General features: G+C 58.9%; 18 protein-coding genes. 7 read left to right on the forward strand and 11 right to left on the reverse strand.

Going from position 1 to position 22001, the window contains the following annotated elements; all coding sequences use genetic code 11:
* Positions 1–9 precede the first annotated feature (9 nt).
* The 7 genes from greA to grpE all read right to left on the reverse strand — a co-directional run bounded on the left by greA (position 10) and on the right by grpE (position 9821).
* Positions 10–486 (reverse strand): transcription elongation factor GreA, encoded by a 477-nt coding sequence (gene greA / locus JQR87_RS15545; RefSeq protein WP_407295447.1) that lies wholly within the window; start codon positions 484–486, stop codon positions 10–12.
* Positions 483–3704: a carbamoyl-phosphate synthase large subunit gene (carB, locus tag JQR87_RS15550; protein WP_407295444.1), complete on the reverse strand. Its 3222-nt coding sequence runs from the start codon at positions 3702–3704 to the stop codon at positions 483–485. The genes greA and carB overlap by 4 nt, the downstream gene beginning before the upstream one ends.
* 30 nt (positions 3705–3734) lie before the next feature.
* Entirely contained in the window at positions 3735–4871 is a 1137-nt protein-coding gene (carA, locus tag JQR87_RS15555; protein ID WP_407295441.1) for a glutamine-hydrolyzing carbamoyl-phosphate synthase small subunit, read from the reverse strand.
* Between the two features lie 191 nt (positions 4872–5062).
* Positions 5063–5869 carry a 4-hydroxy-tetrahydrodipicolinate reductase gene (gene dapB / locus JQR87_RS15560; RefSeq protein WP_407295440.1) on the reverse strand — a complete coding sequence of 269 codons (807 nt, stop codon included), beginning with the start codon at positions 5867–5869 and terminating at the stop codon, positions 5063–5065.
* Between the two features lie 75 nt (positions 5870–5944).
* Positions 5945–7072, reverse strand: coding sequence for a molecular chaperone DnaJ (gene dnaJ, locus JQR87_RS15565; protein WP_407295437.1), 1128 nt, complete (start codon positions 7070–7072; stop codon positions 5945–5947).
* Positions 7073–7242: 170 nt separating this feature from the next.
* Positions 7243–9156 carry a molecular chaperone DnaK gene (dnaK, locus tag JQR87_RS15570; RefSeq protein ID WP_407295434.1) on the reverse strand — a complete coding sequence of 638 codons (1914 nt, stop codon included), beginning with the start codon at positions 9154–9156 and terminating at the stop codon, positions 7243–7245.
* Between the two features lie 95 nt (positions 9157–9251).
* Positions 9252–9821, reverse strand: a complete 570-nt coding sequence (gene grpE, locus JQR87_RS15575; protein WP_046162839.1) for a nucleotide exchange factor GrpE — start codon at positions 9819–9821, stop codon at positions 9252–9254.
* Between the two features lie 236 nt (positions 9822–10057).
* Between grpE and recN the strand changes: the two genes are divergently transcribed.
* A complete protein-coding gene (recN, locus tag JQR87_RS15580; protein WP_407295431.1) occupies positions 10058–11731 on the forward strand; it encodes a DNA repair protein RecN in 1674 nt (557 codons plus the stop codon).
* A gap of 159 nt (positions 11732–11890) precedes the next feature.
* Here recN and fur read toward each other — a convergent pair whose 3' ends face one another.
* On the reverse strand, positions 11891–12298 hold the full coding sequence (fur, locus tag JQR87_RS15585; protein ID WP_407295428.1) for a ferric iron uptake transcriptional regulator: 408 nt from the start codon (positions 12296–12298) through the stop codon (positions 11891–11893).
* Between the two features lie 93 nt (positions 12299–12391).
* Here fur and JQR87_RS15590 point away from each other — a divergent pair, with 93 nt between their 5' ends.
* Entirely contained in the window at positions 12392–12898 is a 507-nt protein-coding gene (locus JQR87_RS15590) for an outer membrane protein assembly factor BamE (RefSeq protein ID WP_407295426.1), read from the forward strand.
* 59 nt (positions 12899–12957) lie between these two features.
* Here the strand turns inward: JQR87_RS15590 and JQR87_RS15595 are convergent, their stop codons facing one another.
* Together JQR87_RS15595 and JQR87_RS15600 are read right to left on the reverse strand one after the other, a co-directional pair.
* Positions 12958–13287, reverse strand: a complete 330-nt coding sequence (locus JQR87_RS15595; RefSeq protein WP_407295424.1) for an RnfH family protein — start codon at positions 13285–13287, stop codon at positions 12958–12960.
* The gene (locus JQR87_RS15600) at positions 13280–13714 is read right to left on the reverse strand and encodes a type II toxin-antitoxin system RatA family toxin (RefSeq protein WP_407295421.1); all 435 of its coding nucleotides are present in this window, start codon (positions 13712–13714) and stop codon (positions 13280–13282) included. Before JQR87_RS15600 ends, JQR87_RS15595 begins: the two co-directional genes overlap by 8 nt.
* Positions 13715–13938: 224 nt before the next feature.
* Between JQR87_RS15600 and smpB the strand changes: the two genes are divergently transcribed.
* Complete coding sequence (gene smpB, locus JQR87_RS15605; protein WP_313085113.1) at positions 13939–14421, forward strand: SsrA-binding protein SmpB; 483 nt, start codon at positions 13939–13941, stop codon at positions 14419–14421.
* Positions 14422–14492: 71 nt separating this feature from the next.
* Here smpB and JQR87_RS15610 read toward each other — a convergent pair whose 3' ends face one another.
* A complete protein-coding gene (locus tag JQR87_RS15610; protein WP_407295419.1) occupies positions 14493–15281 on the reverse strand; it encodes a GntR family transcriptional regulator in 789 nt (262 codons plus the stop codon).
* A gap of 276 nt (positions 15282–15557) precedes the next feature.
* Here JQR87_RS15610 and JQR87_RS15615 point away from each other — a divergent pair, with 276 nt between their 5' ends.
* The 4 genes from JQR87_RS15615 to JQR87_RS15630 all read left to right on the forward strand — a co-directional run bounded on the left by JQR87_RS15615 (position 15558) and on the right by JQR87_RS15630 (position 21970).
* Positions 15558–17252: an L-lactate permease gene (locus JQR87_RS15615; RefSeq protein WP_407295417.1), complete on the forward strand. Its 1695-nt coding sequence runs from the start codon at positions 15558–15560 to the stop codon at positions 17250–17252.
* A 167-nt stretch (positions 17253–17419) separates the two neighbouring features.
* The gene (gene lldD, locus JQR87_RS15620; protein ID WP_407295415.1) at positions 17420–18589 is read left to right on the forward strand and encodes an FMN-dependent L-lactate dehydrogenase LldD; all 1170 of its coding nucleotides are present in this window, start codon (positions 17420–17422) and stop codon (positions 18587–18589) included.
* A 72-nt stretch (positions 18590–18661) separates the two neighbouring features.
* Entirely contained in the window at positions 18662–21499 is a 2838-nt protein-coding gene (locus JQR87_RS15625) for an FAD-binding and (Fe-S)-binding domain-containing protein (protein WP_407295412.1), read from the forward strand.
* Positions 21500–21661: 162 nt separating this feature from the next.
* Positions 21662–21970: a hypothetical protein gene (locus JQR87_RS15630; RefSeq protein WP_407295411.1), complete on the forward strand. Its 309-nt coding sequence runs from the start codon at positions 21662–21664 to the stop codon at positions 21968–21970.
* Positions 21971–22001 lie beyond the last annotated feature (31 nt).

Genomic DNA, 22001 nt, shown 5'->3' on the forward strand with positions numbered 1-22001 from the left:
GATCGATGATCAGATATGACGAACCTCAACAATCTCGTATTCCACAACACCGCTAGGAGTTTTCACTGCCACCACATCCCCCTCTTCCTTGCCCACTAGAGCGCGGGCAATCGGCGAGCTGACTGACAGCTTTCCTTGCTTGATATCCGACTCATCATCGCCAACGATCTGATAGGTGACGGTCTCATCGGTCTCGACGTTGGCGATCTCCACGGTCGTGCCGAAAATGACCTTCCCGGTATGAGGGATGTTCGCCACATCGATCACCTGGGCGTTTTGCAGACGCCCCTCGATGTCACGAATCCTCGCTTCGACCATGCCCTGCTGTTCACGAGCAGCATGATATTCAGCGTTTTCCTTGAGATCACCCAACTCACGCGCTTCGGCGATAGCCTGCGTAATCTGTGGGCGCAACTCGGTTTTCAAATGCTTGAGTTCATCCTCCAGGGCGCGTGCGCCCTGGACTGTCATAGGGTATTTGATCATGCGTTGATTCCTGCATGGAGATCCTGCAAACGACGCACGGTCTTCTCAGGACCGAACTTCAGCGCCTCACAGATCGCTTGCCCACCCGCCAGCGTGGTGGTGCAGCAGATCTTATGCTGCAGGGCGTTACGACGAATCGAGTAAGAGTCAGCAATAGACTGACGACCCTCGGTGGTATTGATGATAAGGGTGACTTCGTCATTCTTGATCATATCTACGACGTGCGGACGGCCCTCGGTCACCTTGTTGACCCGACGCACCGGCAGTCCGGCTGCCTCGATCAACTTGGCTGTACCAGCCGTTGCGACCACCTCGAAGCCAAGCTCAACCAAGTCACGTGCAACCTGAGCTACATGCGGCTTGTCGTCGTCCCGCACGCTGATGAAGGCACACCCGCTGTTTGGCAGGATTTCGCTCGCACCGAGCTGAGCCTTGGCAAAAGCTTCCGCAAAGTCGTCACCGACCCCCATTACTTCGCCGGTCGATTTCATTTCTGGGCCAAGGATCGGATCGACGCCAGGGAACTTGGCGAACGGGAAGACCGCCTCCTTGACGCTGTAGAAGTTTGGAATGATCTCTTCGGTCAGCCCAACTTCGGCCAGCGTTTTTCCGGCCATGACGCGCGCGGCAATCATGGCCAGCGACACACCAATGCACTTCGATACGAAGGGAACGGTACGTGAGGCCCGCGGGTTCACTTCGATCACGAAAATGTCTTCGCCCTGAACGGCCATCTGGACGTTCATCAAGCCAACCACACCGAGCTCAAGGGCCATCTTCTTGACCTGATCCCGGATCTCGTCCTGGATATGCGCCGGCAAAGAGTAAGGCGGTAAGGAGCAAGCGGAGTCACCGGAGTGAACGCCAGCCTGCTCGATGTGCTGCATGATCGCACCAATCACCACATGCTCGCCGTCACACACCGCATCGATGTCGACTTCGATGGCGCAATTGAGAAAATGGTCGAGCAACACCGGGCTGTCGTTTGAAACCTTGACCGCCTCACGCATGTAACGACGCAATTCCTCTTCTTGGTAAACGATCTCCATCGCTCGACCGCCCAAGACGTAGGACGGACGCACCACCAGCGGATATCCGATGACCTTGGACGCCGCCAAGGCTTCCTCCTCGCTGCGCGCGGTCGCGTTCGGCGGCTGACGCAGATTGAGGCGCTCGACCATTTGCTGAAAGCGCTCACGGTCTTCGGCGCGGTCGATGGAATCCGGGCTGGTCCCTATAATCGGTACGCCAGCCTCTTCCAATGCGCGGGCCAGCTTCAGCGGTGTCTGACCGCCATACTGCACGATGACACCCTTGGGCTGCTCGACGCGGACGATTTCAAGAACATCTTCCAGCGTCACAGGTTCGAAGTACAGGCGGTCAGAGGTGTCATAATCGGTGGAAACGGTTTCCGGGTTGCAGTTGACCATGATGGTTTCGTAACCGTCGTCGCGCATCGCCAATGCTGCGTGAACGCAGCAGTAGTCGAATTCGATGCCCTGCCCGATACGGTTTGGACCACCACCGAGAATCATGATCTTGTCCCGGCTCGACGGGTTGGCCTCGCATTCTTCCTCATAGGTCGAATACATGTAGGCCGTGTCAGTGGCGAATTCCGCAGCGCAGGTGTCGACGCGCTTGTAGACCGGCAGCACTTTGAGCTTGTGGCGGTGGGCACGCAGATTCTTTTCAGTCACCCCGAGCAGTTTGGCCAGGCGCGCATCGGAGAAACCCTTGCGCTTGAGCTTGTACATGACATCGCGATCGATGCTAGACAGGCCCAGGGTTTTTATCTGCTCCTCGTCCTTGATGAGATCTTCGATCTGAACCAGGAACCACTCGTCAATGCGTGTCAGATCGAAGACTTCAGCGACCGACTTGCCGGCGCGGAAAGCATCAGCCAGATACCAGATGCGGTCTGCGCCCGGAACGGTAAGCTCGCGCTTGAGCGTGCTCTCGCTTTCAGGGTCAGCCAGATCGAGCTTGGGATCGAAACCGGAGACGCCGACCTCCAGACCGCGCAATGCTTTCTGCACGGATTCTTGGAAAGTACGACCTATGGCCATGACCTCACCGACGGACTTCATCTGAGTGGTCAGACGGGCATCGGCTTTCGGAAATTTCTCGAAAGCGAAACGCGGAATTTTCGTCACGACGTAGTCGATCGCCGGCTCGAAGGACGCCGGAGTGCGGCCACCAGTAATGTCGTTCTGCAGCTCATCCAGGGTGTAGCCAACCGCAAGCTTTGCCGCGATCTTGGCGATCGGGAAGCCGGTAGCCTTGGAAGCCAGCGCCGAGGAACGCGATACACGCGGGTTCATCTCGATAACGACCATGCGACCGGTATTCGGGCAGATGCCGAATTGCACGTTAGATCCACCGGTCTCCACACCGATCTCGCGCAGCACTGCCAGGGAGGCGTTACGCAGGATCTGATATTCCTTATCGGTCAGCGTCTGCGCCGGAGCGACAGTGATGGAGTCGCCGGTGTGCACACCCATAGGATCGAAGTTTTCGATGGCGCATACGATGATGCAGTTGTCCTTCTTATCGCGGACCACCTCCATCTCGTATTCCTTCCAGCCGATCAACGATTCGTCGATCAACAGTTCGCTGGTTGGAGACAGATCGAGGCCTCGAGCGCAGATTTCTTCAAACTCTTCACGGTTGTAGGCGATGCCGCCACCCGTGCCACCCATGGTGAACGACGGGCGGATGATGCATGGAAAACCGACCTTCTCAAGGACGCCGTAGGCTTCGTCCATGTTGTGAGCAATACCCGACACCGGGCAGGCCAGACCAATGTTCTTCATCGCCGTGTCGAAGCGCGAGCGATCTTCAGCCTTGTCGATAGTGTCAGCATTGGCGCCGATCATTTCGACGCCAAACTTCTCCAGCACACCGTGCTTTTCCAGGTCCAACGCGCAGTTCAAAGCGGTCTGGCCGCCCATCGTCGGCAGCAGCGCATCCGGCCGCTCTTTCTCGATGATTTTGGCGACGGTAGCCCACTTGATCGGCTCGATGTAAGTCGCATCGGCCATGGCCGGATCGGTCATGATGGTCGCCGGATTGGAGTTGACCAGAATGACGCGGAAGCCTTCCTCGCGCAGTGCTTTACACGCCTGCGCGCCGGAATAGTCGAACTCGCACGCCTGGCCGATAACGATCGGTCCAGCGCCGAGAATCAAAATGCTTTTAATGTCTGTACGTTTTGGCATGGTCTCTCTCGAATTCTGTGCTCGGCGGGCTTAGCGGCGCTTGGCCATGGCGTCGATGAAGCGATCAAACAACGGCGCAACATCATGCGGACCTGGGCTAGCCTCAGGATGGCCCTGGAAGCTGAAGGCGACCTTGTCGGTGCGCTCGATCCCTTGAAGCGTGCCGTCGAACAGCGACTTGTGCGTCGCACGCAGATTGCTCGGCAGGCTGGACTCTTCAACAGCGAAACCATGGTTCTGGCTGGTGATCATCACTACGCCTGTATCGAGGTCCTGCACCGGATGGTTGGCCCCGTGGTGGCCGTTCGGCATTTTTACCGTTTTGGCACCTGAAGCCAGAGCCAGCAGCTGATGGCCGAGGCAGATGCCGAACACGGGTATGTCCGTTTCAAGTATTTCCTGAATCGCCTTGATCGCGTAGTCGCAAGGCTCAGGGTCACCCGGGCCATTGGCAAGGAATACGCCGTCCGGATTGAGGGCGAGCGCATCGCTGGCGGTGCACTGGGCCGGCAATACCGTCACACGGCAGCCACGCGCAACCAGCATGCGCAGGATGTTGTATTTCACACCGTAATCGAAAGCGACCACGTGGTATGGCAGTTCGCTTGCAGGCACTTCAGCATGACCGTCATCGCTCAGGCACCAGACACTAGAACGCCATTCGTAGCGTTCCTTGACGCTGACCTCCTTGGCCAGGTCCATGCCCTTGAGGCCTGGAAAGCTGCGCGCCAGCTCTAGTGCTTTCTCTTCAGTCGCGTCGTCGCCCGCCAGGATGCAACCATCCTGTGCGCCCTTTTCGCGAAGAATTCGTGTAAGGCGGCGGGTATCGATGCCGGCGATGGCTACAGTCCCGTTGGCTTTGAGGTAGTCCGGCAGAGTCTGCTTGTCGCGCCAGTTGCTCGAGATAAGCGGCAGGTCGCGAATCACCAAGCCGGCAGCCCAGACCTTCCAGGACTCGGCGTCCTCTGGAGTAGTGCCGGTATTACCCACGTGCGGATAAGTCAAAGTGACGATCTGCTTGGCATAGGAAGGATCGGTGAGGATTTCCTGATAGCCGGTCATGGCGGTATTGAACACCACCTCACCGATAGTCTGGCCGTCGGCGCCGATAGATTCGCCGCGAAAAATACTGCCATCGGCAAGGGCGAGAATGGCTGGCTTAGTCAAGAGACCTCCCAAAGATCAAGGCTGAAGCAAGCGCAGATTGTAAAAAAGCGGGATGACGTGTGAAGGTCATCCCGCTTTTTGTTTGATTCATTCTGCGCAACTTTTAGTGGACACACTAAAACGGGAAGCTTACAGAAAACCCCCTTTAGGGTCCAGCCGAAATCGGCCAAAGCGCCAGCCGGCAAGCACGTTCAGCGAAGCCCAAGCACATCCTGCATGTCATACAGCCCCGCCGGTTGCTGCTCCAGCCACAACGCTGCCCGCACGGCACCTTTGGCAAACGTCATCCGGCTGGATGCCTTATGCGTTATTTCGACACGCTCACCTTCCGCAGCAAAAAGCACCGTGTGATCACCCACCACATCGCCAGCACGCACGGTGGCGAAGCCAATGGTGTCGCGCTCGCGAGCACCCGTCTGCCCTTCTCGCCCATAAACCGCGACCTTCTGCAGATCACGACCGAGCGCCTGAGCCACAACCTCACCCATACGTAAAGCAGTGCCGGAGGGCGCGTCCACCTTATGCCTGTGGTGCGCTTCGATAATCTCGATATCCACCTCGTCACCCAGCACCCTGGCGGCCGTGTCGAGCAACTTCAGACATAGATTGACGCCAACGCTGAAGTTGGCCGCGAATACGATAGGGATATCCTTGGCAGCGACAGCCAGCTTCTCTTTTTCTGCAGCTGAGAAACCGGTCGTGCCGATCACCATGGCCTTCCCCGCGCGCCGACACACTTCAAGGTTCTTCAGTGTTACCGAAGGATGGGTGAAATCGATCAGCACGTCGAACTCGTCGACGACCTTTGAAACCTCGCCGATCAGCGGCACGCCCAGTCGCCCGATGGCAGCCAGCTCACCGGCATCCGCCCCGACCAGCGTGCTGTCCGGACGGTCGATTGCTGCGGTCAGACCAGCAGCCCCAGCGGTTTGCTGAACTGCCTCGACCAGCGTCTTGCCCATACGCCCCGCGGCGCCCATTACTGCAATACGTCGCATAGAAAACAGCTCCAAGCTGCAAGCCTCAAGCTACAGGGCACCTGAACCAGTTAAGCCCTGCAGCTTGCCGTTGGATTAAAGATCGCCGAAGAAACGCTTCACGCCTTCGAACCAGCCACTGGCTTTGGGCGAATGCGAGCTATCGCTCTGCAGGGTTCTACGGAACTCATCGAGTAGTTCGCGCTGCCGCTTGCCCAGGTTGACCGGCGTCTCCACCGCGACCCGACACAAGAGATCACCAGCCGCACCACCACGAACCGGGGCGACACCCTTGCCTCGCAAACGGAACTGCTTTCCGGTCTGAGTTCCTTCCGGAATCTTCAGCTTGACGCGCCCGTCGAGCGTCGGCACTTCCAGCTCACCGCCCAGTGCCGCATCAGCGAAACTGATGGGCACTTCGCAGAACAGGTGCTTCCCGTCACGCTGGAAAATGGGGTGCTCTCGGACATTGACGACCACATAGAGATCGCCAGCCGGGCCGCCTTGAGCACCCGCCTCGCCTTCACCTGTCAGGCGGATACGATCGCCCGTATCAACACCCGGCGGTACTTTGACCGAAAGCGTTTTCTGTTCTTCCACGCGGCCCTGCCCATGACAGCTGCCACAGGGGTCGGAAATCATCTTGCCGCTGCCATGACAGCGCGGGCAGGTCTGCTGGACGGAGAAGAAGCCCTGCTGCATGCGCACCTGGCCAATTCCGCCACAGGTGGTACAGGTCACCGGACTGGTGCCCTTCTTAGCGCCAGAGCCATCGCACGTTTTGCACTCGACCAGCGTCGGGACGCGAATGGTCACTGTCGTGCCGCGCACGGCCTCTTCCAGATCCAGTTCCAACGTATAACGCAGATCACTGCCGCGCTGGGCACCGCCACGCGAACCGCCACGCCCGCCAGCGAAGAAGTCGCTGAATACATCGCCAAAGATATCGGAGAAATTGGCACCGCCGTACGCCGCCCCAGCGCCCGCACCCATCTGCGGATCTACACCGGCGTGACCGTATTGGTCATAGGCCTGACGCTTGCTCGCATCAGAAAGCACTTCGTAAGCCTCGTTGGCTTCCTTGAATGCCTCCTCTGCTGCCTTGTCCCCGGGATTACGATCCGGATGGTGCTTCATCGCGAGGCGTCGATAAGCCTTTTTCAGCTCCGCCTCACTGGCGCCGCGCTCGACACCCAGCACTTCGTAATAGTCACGTTTGGCCATAAATTTCCTGAACCTTCAAATTCGTACCCTCCAGACACACCGACGCGGGAGCAAGCCCCCGCGCGGCGATCAGCCCCTTCGCGGCATCACCGCATCGGGCCGGAGCGAAAGGCAGCACCCCGAAAGGCAAGCACCCATTCGCTCCACTATTGGAGGTCATAAGCCGCGGCTTACTTGTTGTCCTTGACCTCTTCGAACTCAGCGTCGACGACGTCGTCACCGGACTGATCGTTGTCGCCAGCCTGCCCACCTTCGCTGCCCTGAGGCTGCTCGGCATACATCTTCTGAGCCAGCGGCGTAGAGGCCTGGGAGACGGCTGCGATCTTGGCTTCGATCTCGGCCTTGTCGTCACCTTTGATCGCCACTTCCAACTCGCCGATGGCTTTCTCGATGCTCACTTTGTCTTCTTCAGTGGCTTTATCGCCAGCTTCAGTCAGCATCTTGCGAGTAGCATGAACCAGTTGGTCGCCCTGATTGCGGACGGTGACCAGCTCCTCGAACTTGCGGTCTTCCTCGGCATTGGCCTCAGCGTCACGCACCATCTGCTCGATCTCTTCTTCGGAGAGACCTGAGTTGGCCTTGATTACGATCGACTGATGCTTGCCAGTGGCCTTGTCCTTCGCAGAGACATGCAGAATGCCGTTTGCGTCGATGTCGAAAGTCACCTCGATCTGAGGCACGCCACGCGGAGCCGGCGGAATCTCTGCTAGATCGAAACGACCCAGCGACTTGTTCTGCGCGGCTTGCTTACGCTCACCCTGCAGAACATGGATAGTCACCGCGCTCTGGTTGTCATCAGCTGTGGAGAACACCTGCGACTTTTTAGTCGGAATGGTGGTGTTTTTCTCAATCAGCGCAGTCATCACGCCGCCCATCGTTTCGATACCCAGGGTCAGCGGAGAAACGTCCAGCAGCAATACGTCCTTCACGTCGCCCGCCAGAACGGCGCCCTGAATCGCGGCTCCCATGGCAACAGCTTCGTCAGGGTTAACGTCCTTGCGCGCTTCCTTACCGAAGAACTCTGCAACCTTTTGCTGCACCAGCGGCATACGAGTCTGACCACCGACCAGGATCACGTCGTCGATCTTGGATACATCAATACCGGCATCTTTCATCGCCATACGGCACGGTTCGATGGTGCGCTGCACCAGATCCTCGACCAGTGCTTCCAGCTTGGCACGCGAGATCTTGACGTTCAGGTGCTTGGGACCGGTCGAGTCTGCGGTGATATAAGGCAGATTGACGTCAGTCTGCTGACTGGAGGACAGCTCAATCTTCGCCTTTTCGGCAGCCTCTTTCAGGCGCTGCATGGCCAGCGGGTCGCCTTTGAGGTTCATGCCGGTTTCTTTCTTGAACTCGTCGACGAGGTAGTCGATCAGGCGAATGTCGAAGTCTTCACCACCCAGGAAGGTGTCGCCGTTGGTGGCCAGTACTTCAAACTGATGCTCACCATCGACCTCGGCGATCTCGATCACCGACACGTCGAAGGTGCCGCCACCCAGGTCATAGACGATCACAGTGTGGTCGCCCTTGGCCTTGTCCATGCCATAAGCCAGCGCGGCGGCAGTGGGCTCGTTGATGATGCGCTTGACGTCCAGACCCGCGATACGACCAGCATCTTTCGTGGCCTGACGCTGGCTGTCGTTGAAGTAGGCCGGAACGGTGATCACCGCTTCGGTCACCGGCTCACCGAGATAATCTTCGGCGGTTTTCTTCATTTTCTTCAGGATTTCCGCAGAAATCTGCGGTGGCGCCATCTTCTGGCCGCTCACTTCAACCCATGCGTCGCTGTTGTCGGCCTTGACGATCTTGTAAGGGACCATCTGGATGTCTTTCTGCACGACCTCTTCGTCAAAACGACGACCAATCAGTCGCTTCACTGCGTACAGGGTGTTGTGCGGGTTCGTTACAGCCTGACGCTTGGCAGACTGACCCACTAGAATCTCACCATCATTCGCGTAGGCGATGATCGACGGGGTGGTGCGACCGCCTTCGGCGTTCTCGATGACCTTGGCCTTGCCGTTTTCCAGAATGGAGACGCAGGAGTTGGTCGTTCCCAGGTCGATACCGATAATTTTGCCCATGTGCTTCTCTCCGAACTTTGATTAATCCGCGCCTGTTCACCGGCTGCGGGTCACGTAAAACGCTTGGCTACGAGATTGGGGTCGATAGCCGAAATTCAAGCCTTCTCATCAATCGAAGGCGGAGTTTCCGCCGGCGCCTTGCTAACGACGACCATCGCTGGCCGCAGCAGACGTCCATTGAGCAGATACCCCTTCTGGAACACCTTGAGCACGCTGCCAGGCTCGGCATGGGTACTCTCTTCCATGGCCATGGCCTGGTGATGCTCAGGGTTGAAAGGCTCTCCCTGCGGGTCCAGCTGCACCAGCTGATGACGCGCCAGGGTGTCGAGCAACAGCTTGAATGTCAGCTCGACGCCTTCGCGCATCGGCTTGACGGCTTCATCGTCGGGGTTGGACAGTTCGAGCCCGCGCTCCAGGCTATCCGCCACTGCAAGGAGGTCGCCGGCGAATTTTTCAAGCGCAAACTTGTGCGCCTTTTCAACATCCTGCTCGGCTCTACGGCGGATGTTCTGCAGCTCGGCTGCCACACGCAACGATTGATCCTGGGCCGCGGCCAACTGCTCTTCCAGGGAGTGCACGCGGCCAGCCAGGTCCTCGGCCACCTCGGCTTGCGCGGTCTCGTTCTCTTCGGGGGTCTGGTTGTCCAGGTTTTGCTCGTCGGCCATGCGGTCCTCCTCATCGATGCGTCAGCGGGACTTACCCGCGCTTGTGCCGCTATATGGGGGCGACAAAATCTGCTTCAAGGGCCAATTCGGCATATCGGAATACGCATTCGCGAGGCGTCGGCCAACGCCCATGGCGGAAGCGCCTGCTTTGTTTACATACCATTGGTACAAGGCACCTTGTAGCCCCTTGCCAAAGCACTGTATAAATAGCCAGTCACCTTCGCAGGAGCCCTGCCATGCTGGTTCATCTGTCCGTCCACAATTACGCAATCGTCGAACACCTCGACCTCGAGCTGAAACGCGGCATGAGCGTGATCAGCGGCGAGACCGGCGCAGGCAAATCGATCATGCTCGATGCGCTAGGCCTTACGCTTGGTGATCGCGCAGACAGCAGCGTGGTTCGTATCGGCGCGGACAAGGCAGACATCCTGGCCAGCTTCGACCTGGATGACATTCCCGATGCGAAAGCATGGCTTGCCGAGCGAGACCTGGACAATGACGGCCCCTGCATACTGCGGCGCGTAATTACCGCCGAAGGGCGTTCGCGTGGATACATAAATGGAACGCCGTGTCCGCAAGGAGACCTGAAAGCGCTCGGTGAATTACTGATCGATATCCACAGCCAGCACGAACATCAGTCCCTGCTGAAGCTCGACACGCATCGGCGCCTGCTTGACGAGTACAGCGGCAACCAAGAGCTTGCGCGCCAGGTTCAATTGGCAGCTCAGCGCTGGCGGCAAACCCGGCAGAGCCTGGAACGCCTTAGCGATAGCAGCGATGAACAACGCGCTCGCCATCAACTCCTGAGCTATCAACTCGAGGAATTGGAAGCTCTGGCCCTTGGCGAAGATGAGCTGGAACAGCTTGAGCAAGAGCACAAGAATCTCACCAATGCCGAGCAGCTCCTTGGAGCCTGCCGCCAAGTGATCGAGCTGTGCAGCGAGAGCGATGCTGGCAATGTGCTTTCAGCCCTGACCTCAAGCCTGCAGCGACTCACGGGGTTTCAGAACCAGCCCGGCGCGCTTGGCGAAGCCATTAATCTACTGTCCAGCGCACAGATACAAGTGGAAGAAGCAGTCGGCGAACTCAATCGTTTCCTAGATCACTTCGACTCCGATCCTCAGCGCCAGCAGGCGCTCGAGGAACGCCTCGACAGCATCTACACCCTAGCTCGGAAACATCGCGTACAACCGCCAGAGCTGTCGGCGCTGCAGCAACGCTTGTTCGAAGAGATGGAAAGCTTGAATGCCGACGACACGGCGCTGGAGCAACTGGGCGAGGAACTGGCCGCATTCGAACGGCACTACCGCGAGAAAGCCGAAGAGTTGAGTGCTGCTCGACATCAAGCAGCCGAAACCCTAGGAATGGCGGTCGCAAGCGAAATCCAGCGACTGGGCATGCCGGGTGGTAAGTTTAGCGTTGTGCTTAAGCCAAGCGCTGACGGGGAACTCATGCCGCATGGACTGGAGCAGGTTGAGTTTTTGGTAAGTGCCAACCCGGGTCAGCCCCTACGCCCGTTAGCCAAGGTCGCCTCGGGCGGCGAGCTGTCGCGCATCAGTTTGGCGATCCAGGTGATAACCGCGCAGACATCCCGCATCCCCACACTGGTATTCGACGAGGTCGACGTCGGCATCGGCGGGCCGACAGCGGAAGTTGTCGGCCAACTGCTGCGCAAGCTTGGTGAGCGCGGCCAAGTGCTGACCGTGACGCACCTGCCACAGGTCGCGGCGCAGGGCCACCACCATCTATTCGTACACAAGGCACGCGGCACTGACGAGACCCACACGGCGGTTGCTGCGCTGGGCAAGAGCGAGCGAATTGAAGAAATTGCCCGCATGCTGGGCGGGGTCGACCTGACCGAGCAAGCACTAGCCCATGCCAGGCAAATGATCGGCTCCGCTCAGGCCTAGTGATCGCCCGGCCGAAGTTGCAGCCTGATACGCGAACCCTGGCTATCACAACGGAACCGTAGGCTAGAAACCTCGCAAAAACAAAAAACCCCGCTGATGGGCGGGGGTTGTTACGTCAGCATGGCGATCCGATATCGCCTGGGCTGGCTGAGCGACTCGTTACTCAGCCTTCTTTCGGACGTATAGCACCAGGTTGTGGTCAACCAGATCGTAACCGTGGCGCTTGACGATTTCCTTCTGCAGCTTTTCGATCTCGGGATCGAAGAACTCGATGACATCGCCACTATCGACACACACCATATGGTCGTGGTGGCCCCCATCTGCCAGTTCGAATACGGCATGGCCGCCATCGAAGTTATGTCGAACCACGAGACCAGCCGCCTCGAACTGGGTCAACACACGGTAGACAGTTGCCAGACCGACGTCTTCGCCGGCTTCCATCAAGGCCTTATAGACATCTTCGGCACTCATATGACGCCGATCGGCGGTATCCAGCATCTGCAGGATCTTGACCCGTGGCAGGGTTACTTTGAGGCCAGCTTTGCGTAGTTCGCTATTTTCAACCATGGTCGGCTTTCTCGCTGCTGCTGTTTCGCAGCCTCCTTCAATGCGGGTATGATCCTAGCTTTGCCCAGCCAAGATAGTGGAAGTCACCTACCGATGCAAAACACCAAGCTCATGCTGTCCAGCCTCACGCTAGTGGGTCTGTTCGCACTCGCCGGTTGTTCATTCCCCGGGGTTTACAAGGTGGACATTCAACAGGGCAATGTCGTTACACAAGACATGATAGACCAGTTGCGCCCCGGAATGACCCGGTCACAAGTACGGTTTATCATGGGCAACCCGCTGATTACCGATACGTTCCACGCGAATCGCTGGGATTATCTGTACAGCATCCAGCCGGGCGGGAGTCAGCGTCGGCAAGAACGCGTCAGCTTGGTTTTCAATAACAATGATCAGCTTGCTGGCTTGTCAGGCGACTTCAAGCCCGGCGTGAGCCGTGACGAAGCCATTCTGGGGACTGACCTCCCAGCAGGCACAAACGACCCTGTACGTACCGAACCGGAAGCGACCAAGCCTGGCTCGCTGCTCGACCAGATCCAGCGCGACGTGGACGCGGCCGAGCCGATTCCGGTGCCAACACCGGGTCGCTTGGAAACAGACTAAACCCCTGGTCGACTCACATAAAAGCCCGGCGTGCCGGGCTTTTTCAGTTCAAGACGTCGCTATGCCGTCGAGTCACTGCTCGCCCCAGCCTTGTTCAGTGCCGCCCGGGCCGCACGCTGTTTGCGAACTTCTTTCGGATCAGCAATCAATGGCCGGTAAATTTCCACGCGCTCGCCATCCAGAAGCGCCCGTTCGTCCGGCTTGGGCACTGCCTTTCCGAAAATACCCAACGGCGAACCCGCCAGGTCCAGCCCTGGAAAATAGCGATCCATTTGCGAGCGCAGCGCTGCCTCACGCACCGTGGTGCCTTGCGGTAAAGCCAGGCACAACAACTTCTGCTTGTCAGCCAATGCATAGACGACCTCGACCGTGATCATCGGCTTATCCATACAGCTGCTTTGCCCTGTCGCAAAACGCGTCGACCAGCGTGTTGGCCGCCTGATTGAACAAAGGCCCCAAGGTAGCCCTGACGAGCGGCCCAGCGTAGTCAAAGGTTAGATCAAGGCTGATCTTGCAGGCCTTTTCGCCCAGCGCCTTAAACTCCCACACCCCGTGCAGATGACTGAACGGCCCCTCTTCAAGCGACATCTCTATGCGTTTACCCGCCTGCAGCTCATTGCGCGTGAGGAAGCGCTGACTCATGCCAGCTTTCGCTACGGTCATGCTGGCGTGCATCTGAGTTTCGCTGCTGGACAGAACCTCGGTAGCCGAACACCACGGCAGAAACTGGGGATAGCTGGCCACATCGTTGACCATGTCGAACAGCGCATGTGCTGGATAGGGCAGCAGCGCCGAACGTTGTATATGCGTCGTCATTCAGTTCCTTCTTCGTCAGTCAGCAATCTACAGCTGTAGCCGGGGCGGCAGCTGCTCGCCGTGAGCAAGCGTGAAACTCAGGCCGGCTGCAGAGCAGCTACTTGAGCGTGAGCAGGCGTAAAGATGCTTATTGTCGGGGATAAGCGCACCCCTCTCAAGTTTCGTACCGTCGCAGCACGTAGGTTATCGCCAGCCGCAATGCGACTCCCTATAATGCGCACCCTATGGCCAAACAGAAGAAGCAGTCCCCCGGGACCATCGCGCTGAACAAAAAAGCGCTACACGACTATTTCATCGAACAGAAATTCGAGGCGGGCCTCGTGCTGGCCGGCTGGGAAGTGAAAAGCCTGCGAGCCGGTAAAGCGCAGTTGGTGGATAGCTACGTGCTACTCAAGGACGGTGAAGCCTGGCTGATGGGCTGCCACATCACCCCGCTCACCACCGCCAGCACTCACGTCATTGCTGACCCTACTCGCACCCGCAAATTGCTGCTCAACAAGCGAGAGCTGGGCAAGCTGTTCGGTGCCGTGCAGCAGAAGGGTTACGCCTGCGTAGCCCTGTCGCTCTACTGGAAGAAGCACCTGATCAAATGCGACATAGCACTTGGCAAGGGCAAGAAGGAGTTCGACAAGCGCCACACGGAGAAAGAGCGCGATTCGGATCGTGAGATCCAGCGAGCCATGCGCACCAAAGGCAAGGAAGACTAAGCCGTACACGTCATGAGCGGGCCCCACCCGCTCCAAGACATCTTGGCTAACTACTGACGCCGACAGCCGCATCAGCCATCCAGATGCTTTTCCGTCCGCCCCTGACGGCGCTGGGCCCGTGCCAAGCGCTGTGCCTCCTGCTGCCCTTCTGCCAACACTTCCTGCACATAACTGATATGTCGGTGAGTGACCTCGCGCGCGTCATTCGCCCTGCGCTCGATGATCGCGTCGTATAGCTCTTGATGCTGACGCATCAGCATGTCGCGGGTTTCGTTGCGCAACGCGTACATGCCGCCGATATTGGTTACCACGTTACGCTTGAGCAGATCAAAGAGACCACGAATGGTGTGTAGCAGAACAGCATTGTGGCTGGCTTCGGCAATCGCCAAGTGAAAACGCGCATCGGCAGCCCCCTCCTCGATACGGGTAACCGTTCCTTCCCGCGCATAACAGTCCTGTAGCACGGCAAATGCCTCGCCGAGACGCTGCTGATCGACCTCTGTAGCACGCAGCGCGGCGTAATACGCGCAGCTCCCTTCAAGCGTGTGGCGAAATTCCAGCAAGTCGCGCTGCGCATCGATGTTGTTTTCCAGCAGATGCAGCAACGGATCGCTGAATGTAGAGCCTAACGACTCGGCGACAAAATTCCCGCCGCCGTGACGACTGACCAGCAGCCCTTTGGCGGCCAGTTTCTGGATCGCCTCACGCAGGGATGGACGCGATACCCCGAACTGCTCAGCCAGCAGACGCTCGGCAGGTAGCCGCTCACCCGCCTTGAGCGTCCCTTCGAGGATCATGGTTTCGAGTTGCTCGACGATGTTATCGGCCAGCCTCCGCTGACGCACCTGCCCTACTTCCATAATCCCTCGAATTGGTTTGACCACTATCGACAGGTTGCAGCGTAGCCAGCCACTCGAGCCATCGCAACAAACTATGCCACGACCAAAGTCTATAGCCGTTCAATTGACGCAGCGGGGACTGAACTCTTACGCTGATCGGACTCGCCTGTAAATTGGTATTACCACTTAAGGTGCAGCACCCAACAATAAGAGGACTAGTAATGCGGTCTCCGCTTATCTGCTCGAAACCGGTCCAGCCGGCCACCCAGTCGCACAACCTGACCTTGGGGGCCTGACATGTCGAACGGACTGCTCGCCCTGTTTGCATTTACTCCCATCCTGCTTGCCGCCGTTCTGCTCATCGGGCTGCGCTGGCCGGCCAGCAGAGCCATGCCGGTGGTTTTTCTGTTTACCGCCGCCATCGGCTTGTTCGTATGGGACATGAGTTTCACCCGGATCATCGCGTCCACGCTGCAAGGTCTGGTTATCACCCTTGGGCTGCTCTGGATCATTTTCGGCGCGATCCTGCTGCTCAATACCCTTAAGCATTCCGGCGGTATCACAGCCATTCGTGCGGGTTTCACCACAGTGAGCCCAGATCGTCGAGTCCAGGCGATCATCATTGCCTGGTTGTTTGGCTGCTTTATCGAGGGTGCGTCCGGCTTTGGAACACCTGCGGCAATCGCTGCACCATTGCTGGTGGCGGTGGGCTTCCCAGCCATGGCTGCTGTGCTGATGGGTATGCTGGTGCAGAGCACGCCGGTTTCGTTCGGCGCCGTGGGCACGCCCATCGTCGTTGGCGTGAACAGCGGGTTGGATACTGCCGCCCTCGGTGAGCAGCTAGCCGCTCAGGGCTCCAGCTGGCCTATCTTCCTGCAGCAGATCACCAGTAGCGTCGCGATCACCCATGCCGTCGTCGGAACGATCATGCCCGTCATCATGGTGATGATGCTGACCCGTTTCTTCGGTAAAGAAAAAAGCTGGAAAGCCGGATTCGAGGTGCTGCCGTTCGCCCTTTTTGCAGGCCTGGCGTTCACCCTGCCTTACGCGGCTACCGGCGTCTTCCTCGGTCCTGAATTTCCGTCGCTGTTGGGCGGACTGGTTGGTCTGGCGATCGTCACCACGGCGGCTCGCTTCAAGTTCCTGACGCCGAAGAGAGTCTGGGATTTTGCCGATGCGAAAGACTGGCCGTCAGAGTGGATCGGCACCATCGAAATGAAGCTCGATGACCTGGCGGCGCGCCCGATGAGTGCGTTCCGTGCCTGGCTGCCCTACGTACTTGTCGGTGCGATACTGGTGATCAGTCGCGTTTTCCCGCAGGTAACGGCTGCTCTGAAATCCGTTTCCATCGCCTTCGCCAATATCCTCGGCGAGACCGGCGTCAGCGCCAGCATCGAGCCGCTGTACCTGCCCGGCGGAATTTTGATCGCCGTGGTGCTGATCACATTCTTCCTGCACCGTATGCGCGCCGCCGAACTCAAGGCAGCCGTAAAGGAGTCGAGCAGCGTGCTGCTAAGTGCCGGCTTCGTACTGTTGTTCACTGTGCCGATGGTGCGCATCCTTATCAATTCCGGCGTCAACGCGGGTGACCTGCCGAGTATGCCGATTGCCATGGCGCGCTATGTCGCGGACAGCGTAGGCAGTATCTACCCATTGTTGGCGCCGTCTGTTGGAGCACTGGGTGCGTTCCTCGCAGGATCGAACACTGTCAGCAACATGATGTTCAGCCAGTTCCAGTTTGGCGTTGCGCAATCGCTGGGCATCTCCGGCGCGATGATTGTCGCAATCCAGGCGGTCGGGGCAGCTGCAGGCAACATGGTCGCGATTCACAACGTGGTCGCTGCCTCCGCCACGGTCGGCCTGCTGGGTCGTGAAGGCGTCACCCTGCGCAAGACCGTTTGGCCTACCCTGTACTACGTGCTGGCCACCGGCCTGATCGGCCTGCTGGCGATCAACGTGCTCGGCGTTACGGACCCGCTGGTCGGCGTCTGATGTGAAGCGCAACTGTTGCCCCGAGCCGTTCGGGGTAACAGCACTTGTTAGCCCGCTTGACCGTGCTCTGCTACGGGAGATGGTCAAACGACGTTGGATCGAACACTGCCCTCGTTGAAGACGAGCGCACCACGAGATTTACCCGTCTCAATCGGTGAGAACATACGATGATCATCTCTGCCTCTACAGATTACCGAGCCGCCGCTAAACGCAAACTCCCACCCTTCCTGTTCCACTACGTCGACGGTGGCGCCTACGCCGAATACACGCTGCGCCGTAACGTCGAAGATCTGGCCAGCCTTGCCCTGCGCCAGCGCGTGCTGCGCAACATGTCCGAACTCAGCCTGGAAACGCAGCTGTTCGGCGAGAAACTGTCGATGCCCGTGGCCCTGGCACCGGTCGGCCTGACGGGCATGCTTGCCCGCCGGGGGGAGGTCCAGGCGGCCCGTGCGGCTGACAAGAAGGGCATTCCCTTCACACTGTCCACCGTATCGGTCTGTCCGATCGAAGAAGTGGCACCAGCGATCAAGCGGCCGATGTGGTTCCAGCTATACGTCCTGAAAGACCGCGGCTTCATGAAAAACGCGCTCGAGCGCGCCAAAGCTGCGGGCGTCACGACGCTGGTGTTCACCGTGGACATGCCGACACCCGGTGCCCGCTATCGCGACGCGCATTCAGGCATGAGCGGCCCGAATGCCAATGTGCGCCGCATGCTGCAGGCCATGACCCATCCGCTCTGGGCCTGGGACGTCGGTCTGCATGGCAAGCCACACGACCTGGGTAATATCTCAACGTACCGAGGCCATCCCACGGGGCTTGAAGACTACATAGGCTGGCTCGCTGCCAACTTTGACCCGTCAATCTCCTGGAAGGATCTGGAATGGATCCGCGAATTCTGGGATGGCCCGATGGTAATCAAAGGCATCCTCGATGCCGAAGACGCCCGCGACGCGGTGACCTTTGGCGCCGACGGCATCATTGTTTCCAACCACGGCGGCCGTCAGCTCGACGGCGTACTGTCCAGTGCTCGCGCGATGCCAGCGATTGCCGACGCGGTGAAAGGCGACCTCAGAATCCTTGCCGACTCGGGTATCCGTAGCGGTCTCGACGTCGTGCGCATGATCGCCCTCGGTGCCGACACCGTGCTGCTCGGCCGCGCCTTTGCCTATGCGCTCGCCGTGGACGGTGAAGCAGGCGTCACCAACCTGCTCAATCTGATCGAAAAAGAAATGCGCGTGGCGATGGTGCTCACCGGGGCCAAATCCATCAGTGAGATCAGCAAGGACTCACTGGTGCGTGAAGTGGATCACTATCAGACCAGCCGCCACGTCGACTGACCTGGCTGACGTCATCGAGAAGGCGGCGCGGCTCATCGACACGGCTGCCCGCCTTTTTCACCGGAGCTTGAAATGAACGCGCCAGCCGCCCTACCGTCTGATTTTGTCGCGGCCGTCGAAAGGCTGATCCCGGCCGAACGGCGCTTCGATGACCCGCTTTCCACGCTAGCCTTCGGTACGGACGCCAGCTTCTACCGGCTGATCCCAAAACTGGTGGTCAGGGTCGAGTCTGAAGAAGAAGTGGTGGGATTGCTCAGGCTTGCGCATCGCACTCGCGTGCCGGTGACTTTTCGCGCAGCGGGTACAAGCCTTTCCGGCCAGGCACTCTCCGACTCGGTGCTGATCGTACTGGGCGACAGCTGGAACGGTCGCGAAGTCCGCAACGGTGGCGAGCAGATCCGCCTTCAACCAGGCGTCATCGGTGCCAGTGCCAACGCCGCCCTGGCATCGATGCACCGTAAAATCGGCCCCGACCCAGCCTCGATCAACGCCGCCAAGATTGGTGGTATCGTCGCCAATAACTCGAGTGGGATGTGCTGCGGTACGGCGCAAAACAGCTACAAGACGCTGGCAGGCCTGCGCCTGGTGATGGCCGACGGCACCATCGTCGATAGCGAAGATCAGGCAAGCGTCGAATCCTTTCGCCAAAGCCACAGCGCATTGCTTGACCAGATCGCCGAGCTTGGTCGAACGACACGCGCCAACACTGACCTGGCCGCGAAGATTCGTCACAAGTACCGGCTGAAGAACAGCACCGGTTTTTCGCTCAACGCACTGGTCGACTATGACGAGCCGCTCGACATCCTCACCCACCTCATGGTCGGGTCTGAAGGCACGCTCGGCTTCATCAGCGCAGTGACCTACAACACCGTGCCAGACCATCCCCACAAGGCCAGCGCGCTCGTCGTCTTCCCGGATGTCGAAACGTGCTGCCTCGCCGTGCCGGTGCTCAAGCAACAGCCTGTCTCGGCAGTGGAGCTGCTCGACCGCCGCAGCCTGCGCTCGGTAGAGAACAAAGCGGGCATGCCGAACTGGGTCAGGGAGTTGTCGGCTGGCGCCTGCGCGCTGCTGATCGAATCGCGCGCCGCCAGCCAGTCCTTGCTGCAAGAACAGATCGACCAGATCCTGGGCTCGATTGCATGTTTCCCGGTGGAAAAGCAGGTCGATTTCAGCGAAGATCCCGCCATCTACAACCAGCTCTGGAAAATCCGCAAGGACACCTTCCCAGCCGTCGGTGCGGTGCGGCTAACAGGCACCACGGTCATCATCGAGGACGTGACCTTCCCTATCGAGCGCCTCGCCGAGGGGGTCAACCGCCTGATACAGCTCTTCGACAAGCATGCTTACAGCGAAGCGATCTTGTTCGGCCATGCGTTGGAAGGCAACCTGCACTTCGTCTTCACCCAGGGTTTCGACGACCCGCTGCAGGTCGCTCGCTACGAAGCCTTCATGCAAGACGTGACACAGCTAGTAACAGTGGAATTCGGCGGCGCGCTGAAAGCCGAGCATGGTACAGGCCGCAACATGGCGCCATTTGTCGAGCTGGAATGGGGCAAAGACGCCTACCAACTGATGTGGCGGATCAAGCGCCTACTCGACCCGCATGGCATTCTCAATCCGGACGTGGTGCTCAGTGACGACCCGAGGATTCACCTCAAGCACCTCAAACCGATGCCGGCCGCCGATGAAATCGTCGACAAATGCATCGAGTGCGGTTTCTGCGAGCCGGTCTGCCCATCCAATGGACTGACACTGACGCCGCGCCAGCGCATCGTGGTTTGGCGGGACATACAATTCAAGAAGCACGCCGGTATCGATACAAGCGAACTCGAACGACTCTACAACTATCATGGTGTCGATACCTGCGCTGCGACCGGGTTATGTGCGCAGCGATGCCCGGTCGGCATCAACACTGGGGATCTGATACGCAAGCTTCGTGGGCGCAACGCAGACAATGCCCACGCCGCCACCTGGCTGGCCAAGCACTTCAGCACTGCCGTGCAGGGTGCGCGATTCATGCTGCACGTCGCCAATGGCGCGCACCTGATTATGGGCACCCGTCTGCTGAGCAAGACTTCCGCTGCGTTCACCAGCGCCAGCAAAGGCCGCATACCGCAGTGGACAACAGCCACACCACAGCCCTTGCAGCGGCTTCATCTACCCAAACCCTCAGCACGGGATCAACGCCCGCGCGTCGTCTACCTTGCTGCCTGCGTTTCGCGCGCCATGGGCCCGGCGGCACATGACCAGGAACAGGAACCGCTGCTGGACACCACACAAGCCCTGCTGGAGAAAGCCGGCTATCAGATCGTATTCCCTGATGCGCTGAATAACCTGTGCTGCGGTCAGCCGTTCGCCTCTAAAGGCTACGCGGAGCAGGCCGATCAAAAGCGCCAGGAAATGCTGGGTGCACTGCTCAAGGCCAGTCGCGGCGGCCTCGACCCGATCTACTGCGATACCAGCCCCTGCACACTACGCCTGGTGCAAGGCCTAGAGGATGATCGCCTGCAGGTGTACGACCCGGTGCGCTTCATCCGCACGCATCTACTCGATAAGCTTGATTTCGAACCGCAAGAAGGCCCGATTGCCGTTCATGTGACCTGCAGCACCCAGCACCTCGGCGAGGCTCAGGCCTTGATCGATATTGCCCGACGTTGCGCCAAGAAAGTGATCGTGCCAGAGGGCATACATTGTTGCGGCTTTGCTGGTGACAAGGGCTTCACCACGCCCGAGCTCAACGCCCACGCCTTGCGGAGCCTGAAAGACGCCGTACAGATCTGTGAGGAAGGCATATCCACCAGCCGCACCTGCGAGATTGGCTTGTCACAACACGGAGGCATCGACTATCACGGCCTGGTTTACCTCGTTAACCGAAACAGCCGAGCCAGAGCGGCCGCAGCTTTTCTATGATCTTTGGGCGCTGCAGCACCAGCTCACGTAAATGAAACGCTTCAGCGCAACCGCAGTCGGAAGATAAGAGCCGGTTGAAATATAGGCTCATCCGCCTCGGCGCCGCCGCGCAATTGCAGAAACAGGCAGGCCCGCCGGGAAGTTAACTCCCTGGAGGACTTTATGAAAAAATTTGCCCTACTTGCCGCCGCAGCCCTGATCGCCAGCCCCGCCGTGTTTGCAGACGACAAGAACCTGTGTGAACTGAACATGCAGGAAATCGAGGATAACTTGGCTACCAACCGTGCCACGCTCGGCGAGCCGGCTCGCAGCGAGATCCAAGAGCTGGTCAAGCAAGCCCGTCAAGCGAAGCAAGCTGGCGATACCGAAAACTGCATCGTCCATACCACACAGGCACTGCGCCGACTGGAAGGTCCAGGTAGCTCCGGCAGCACAGGCACCAGCGGCACTGGCTCGGGTACAGGCAACTGATACGCCCGATGAGGCAAGGCCGCCCGGTAGT

This window comes from Stutzerimonas stutzeri (assembly GCF_051028275.1).
Lineage (GTDB): Bacteria > Pseudomonadota > Gammaproteobacteria > Pseudomonadales > Pseudomonadaceae > Stutzerimonas > Stutzerimonas stutzeri_AS.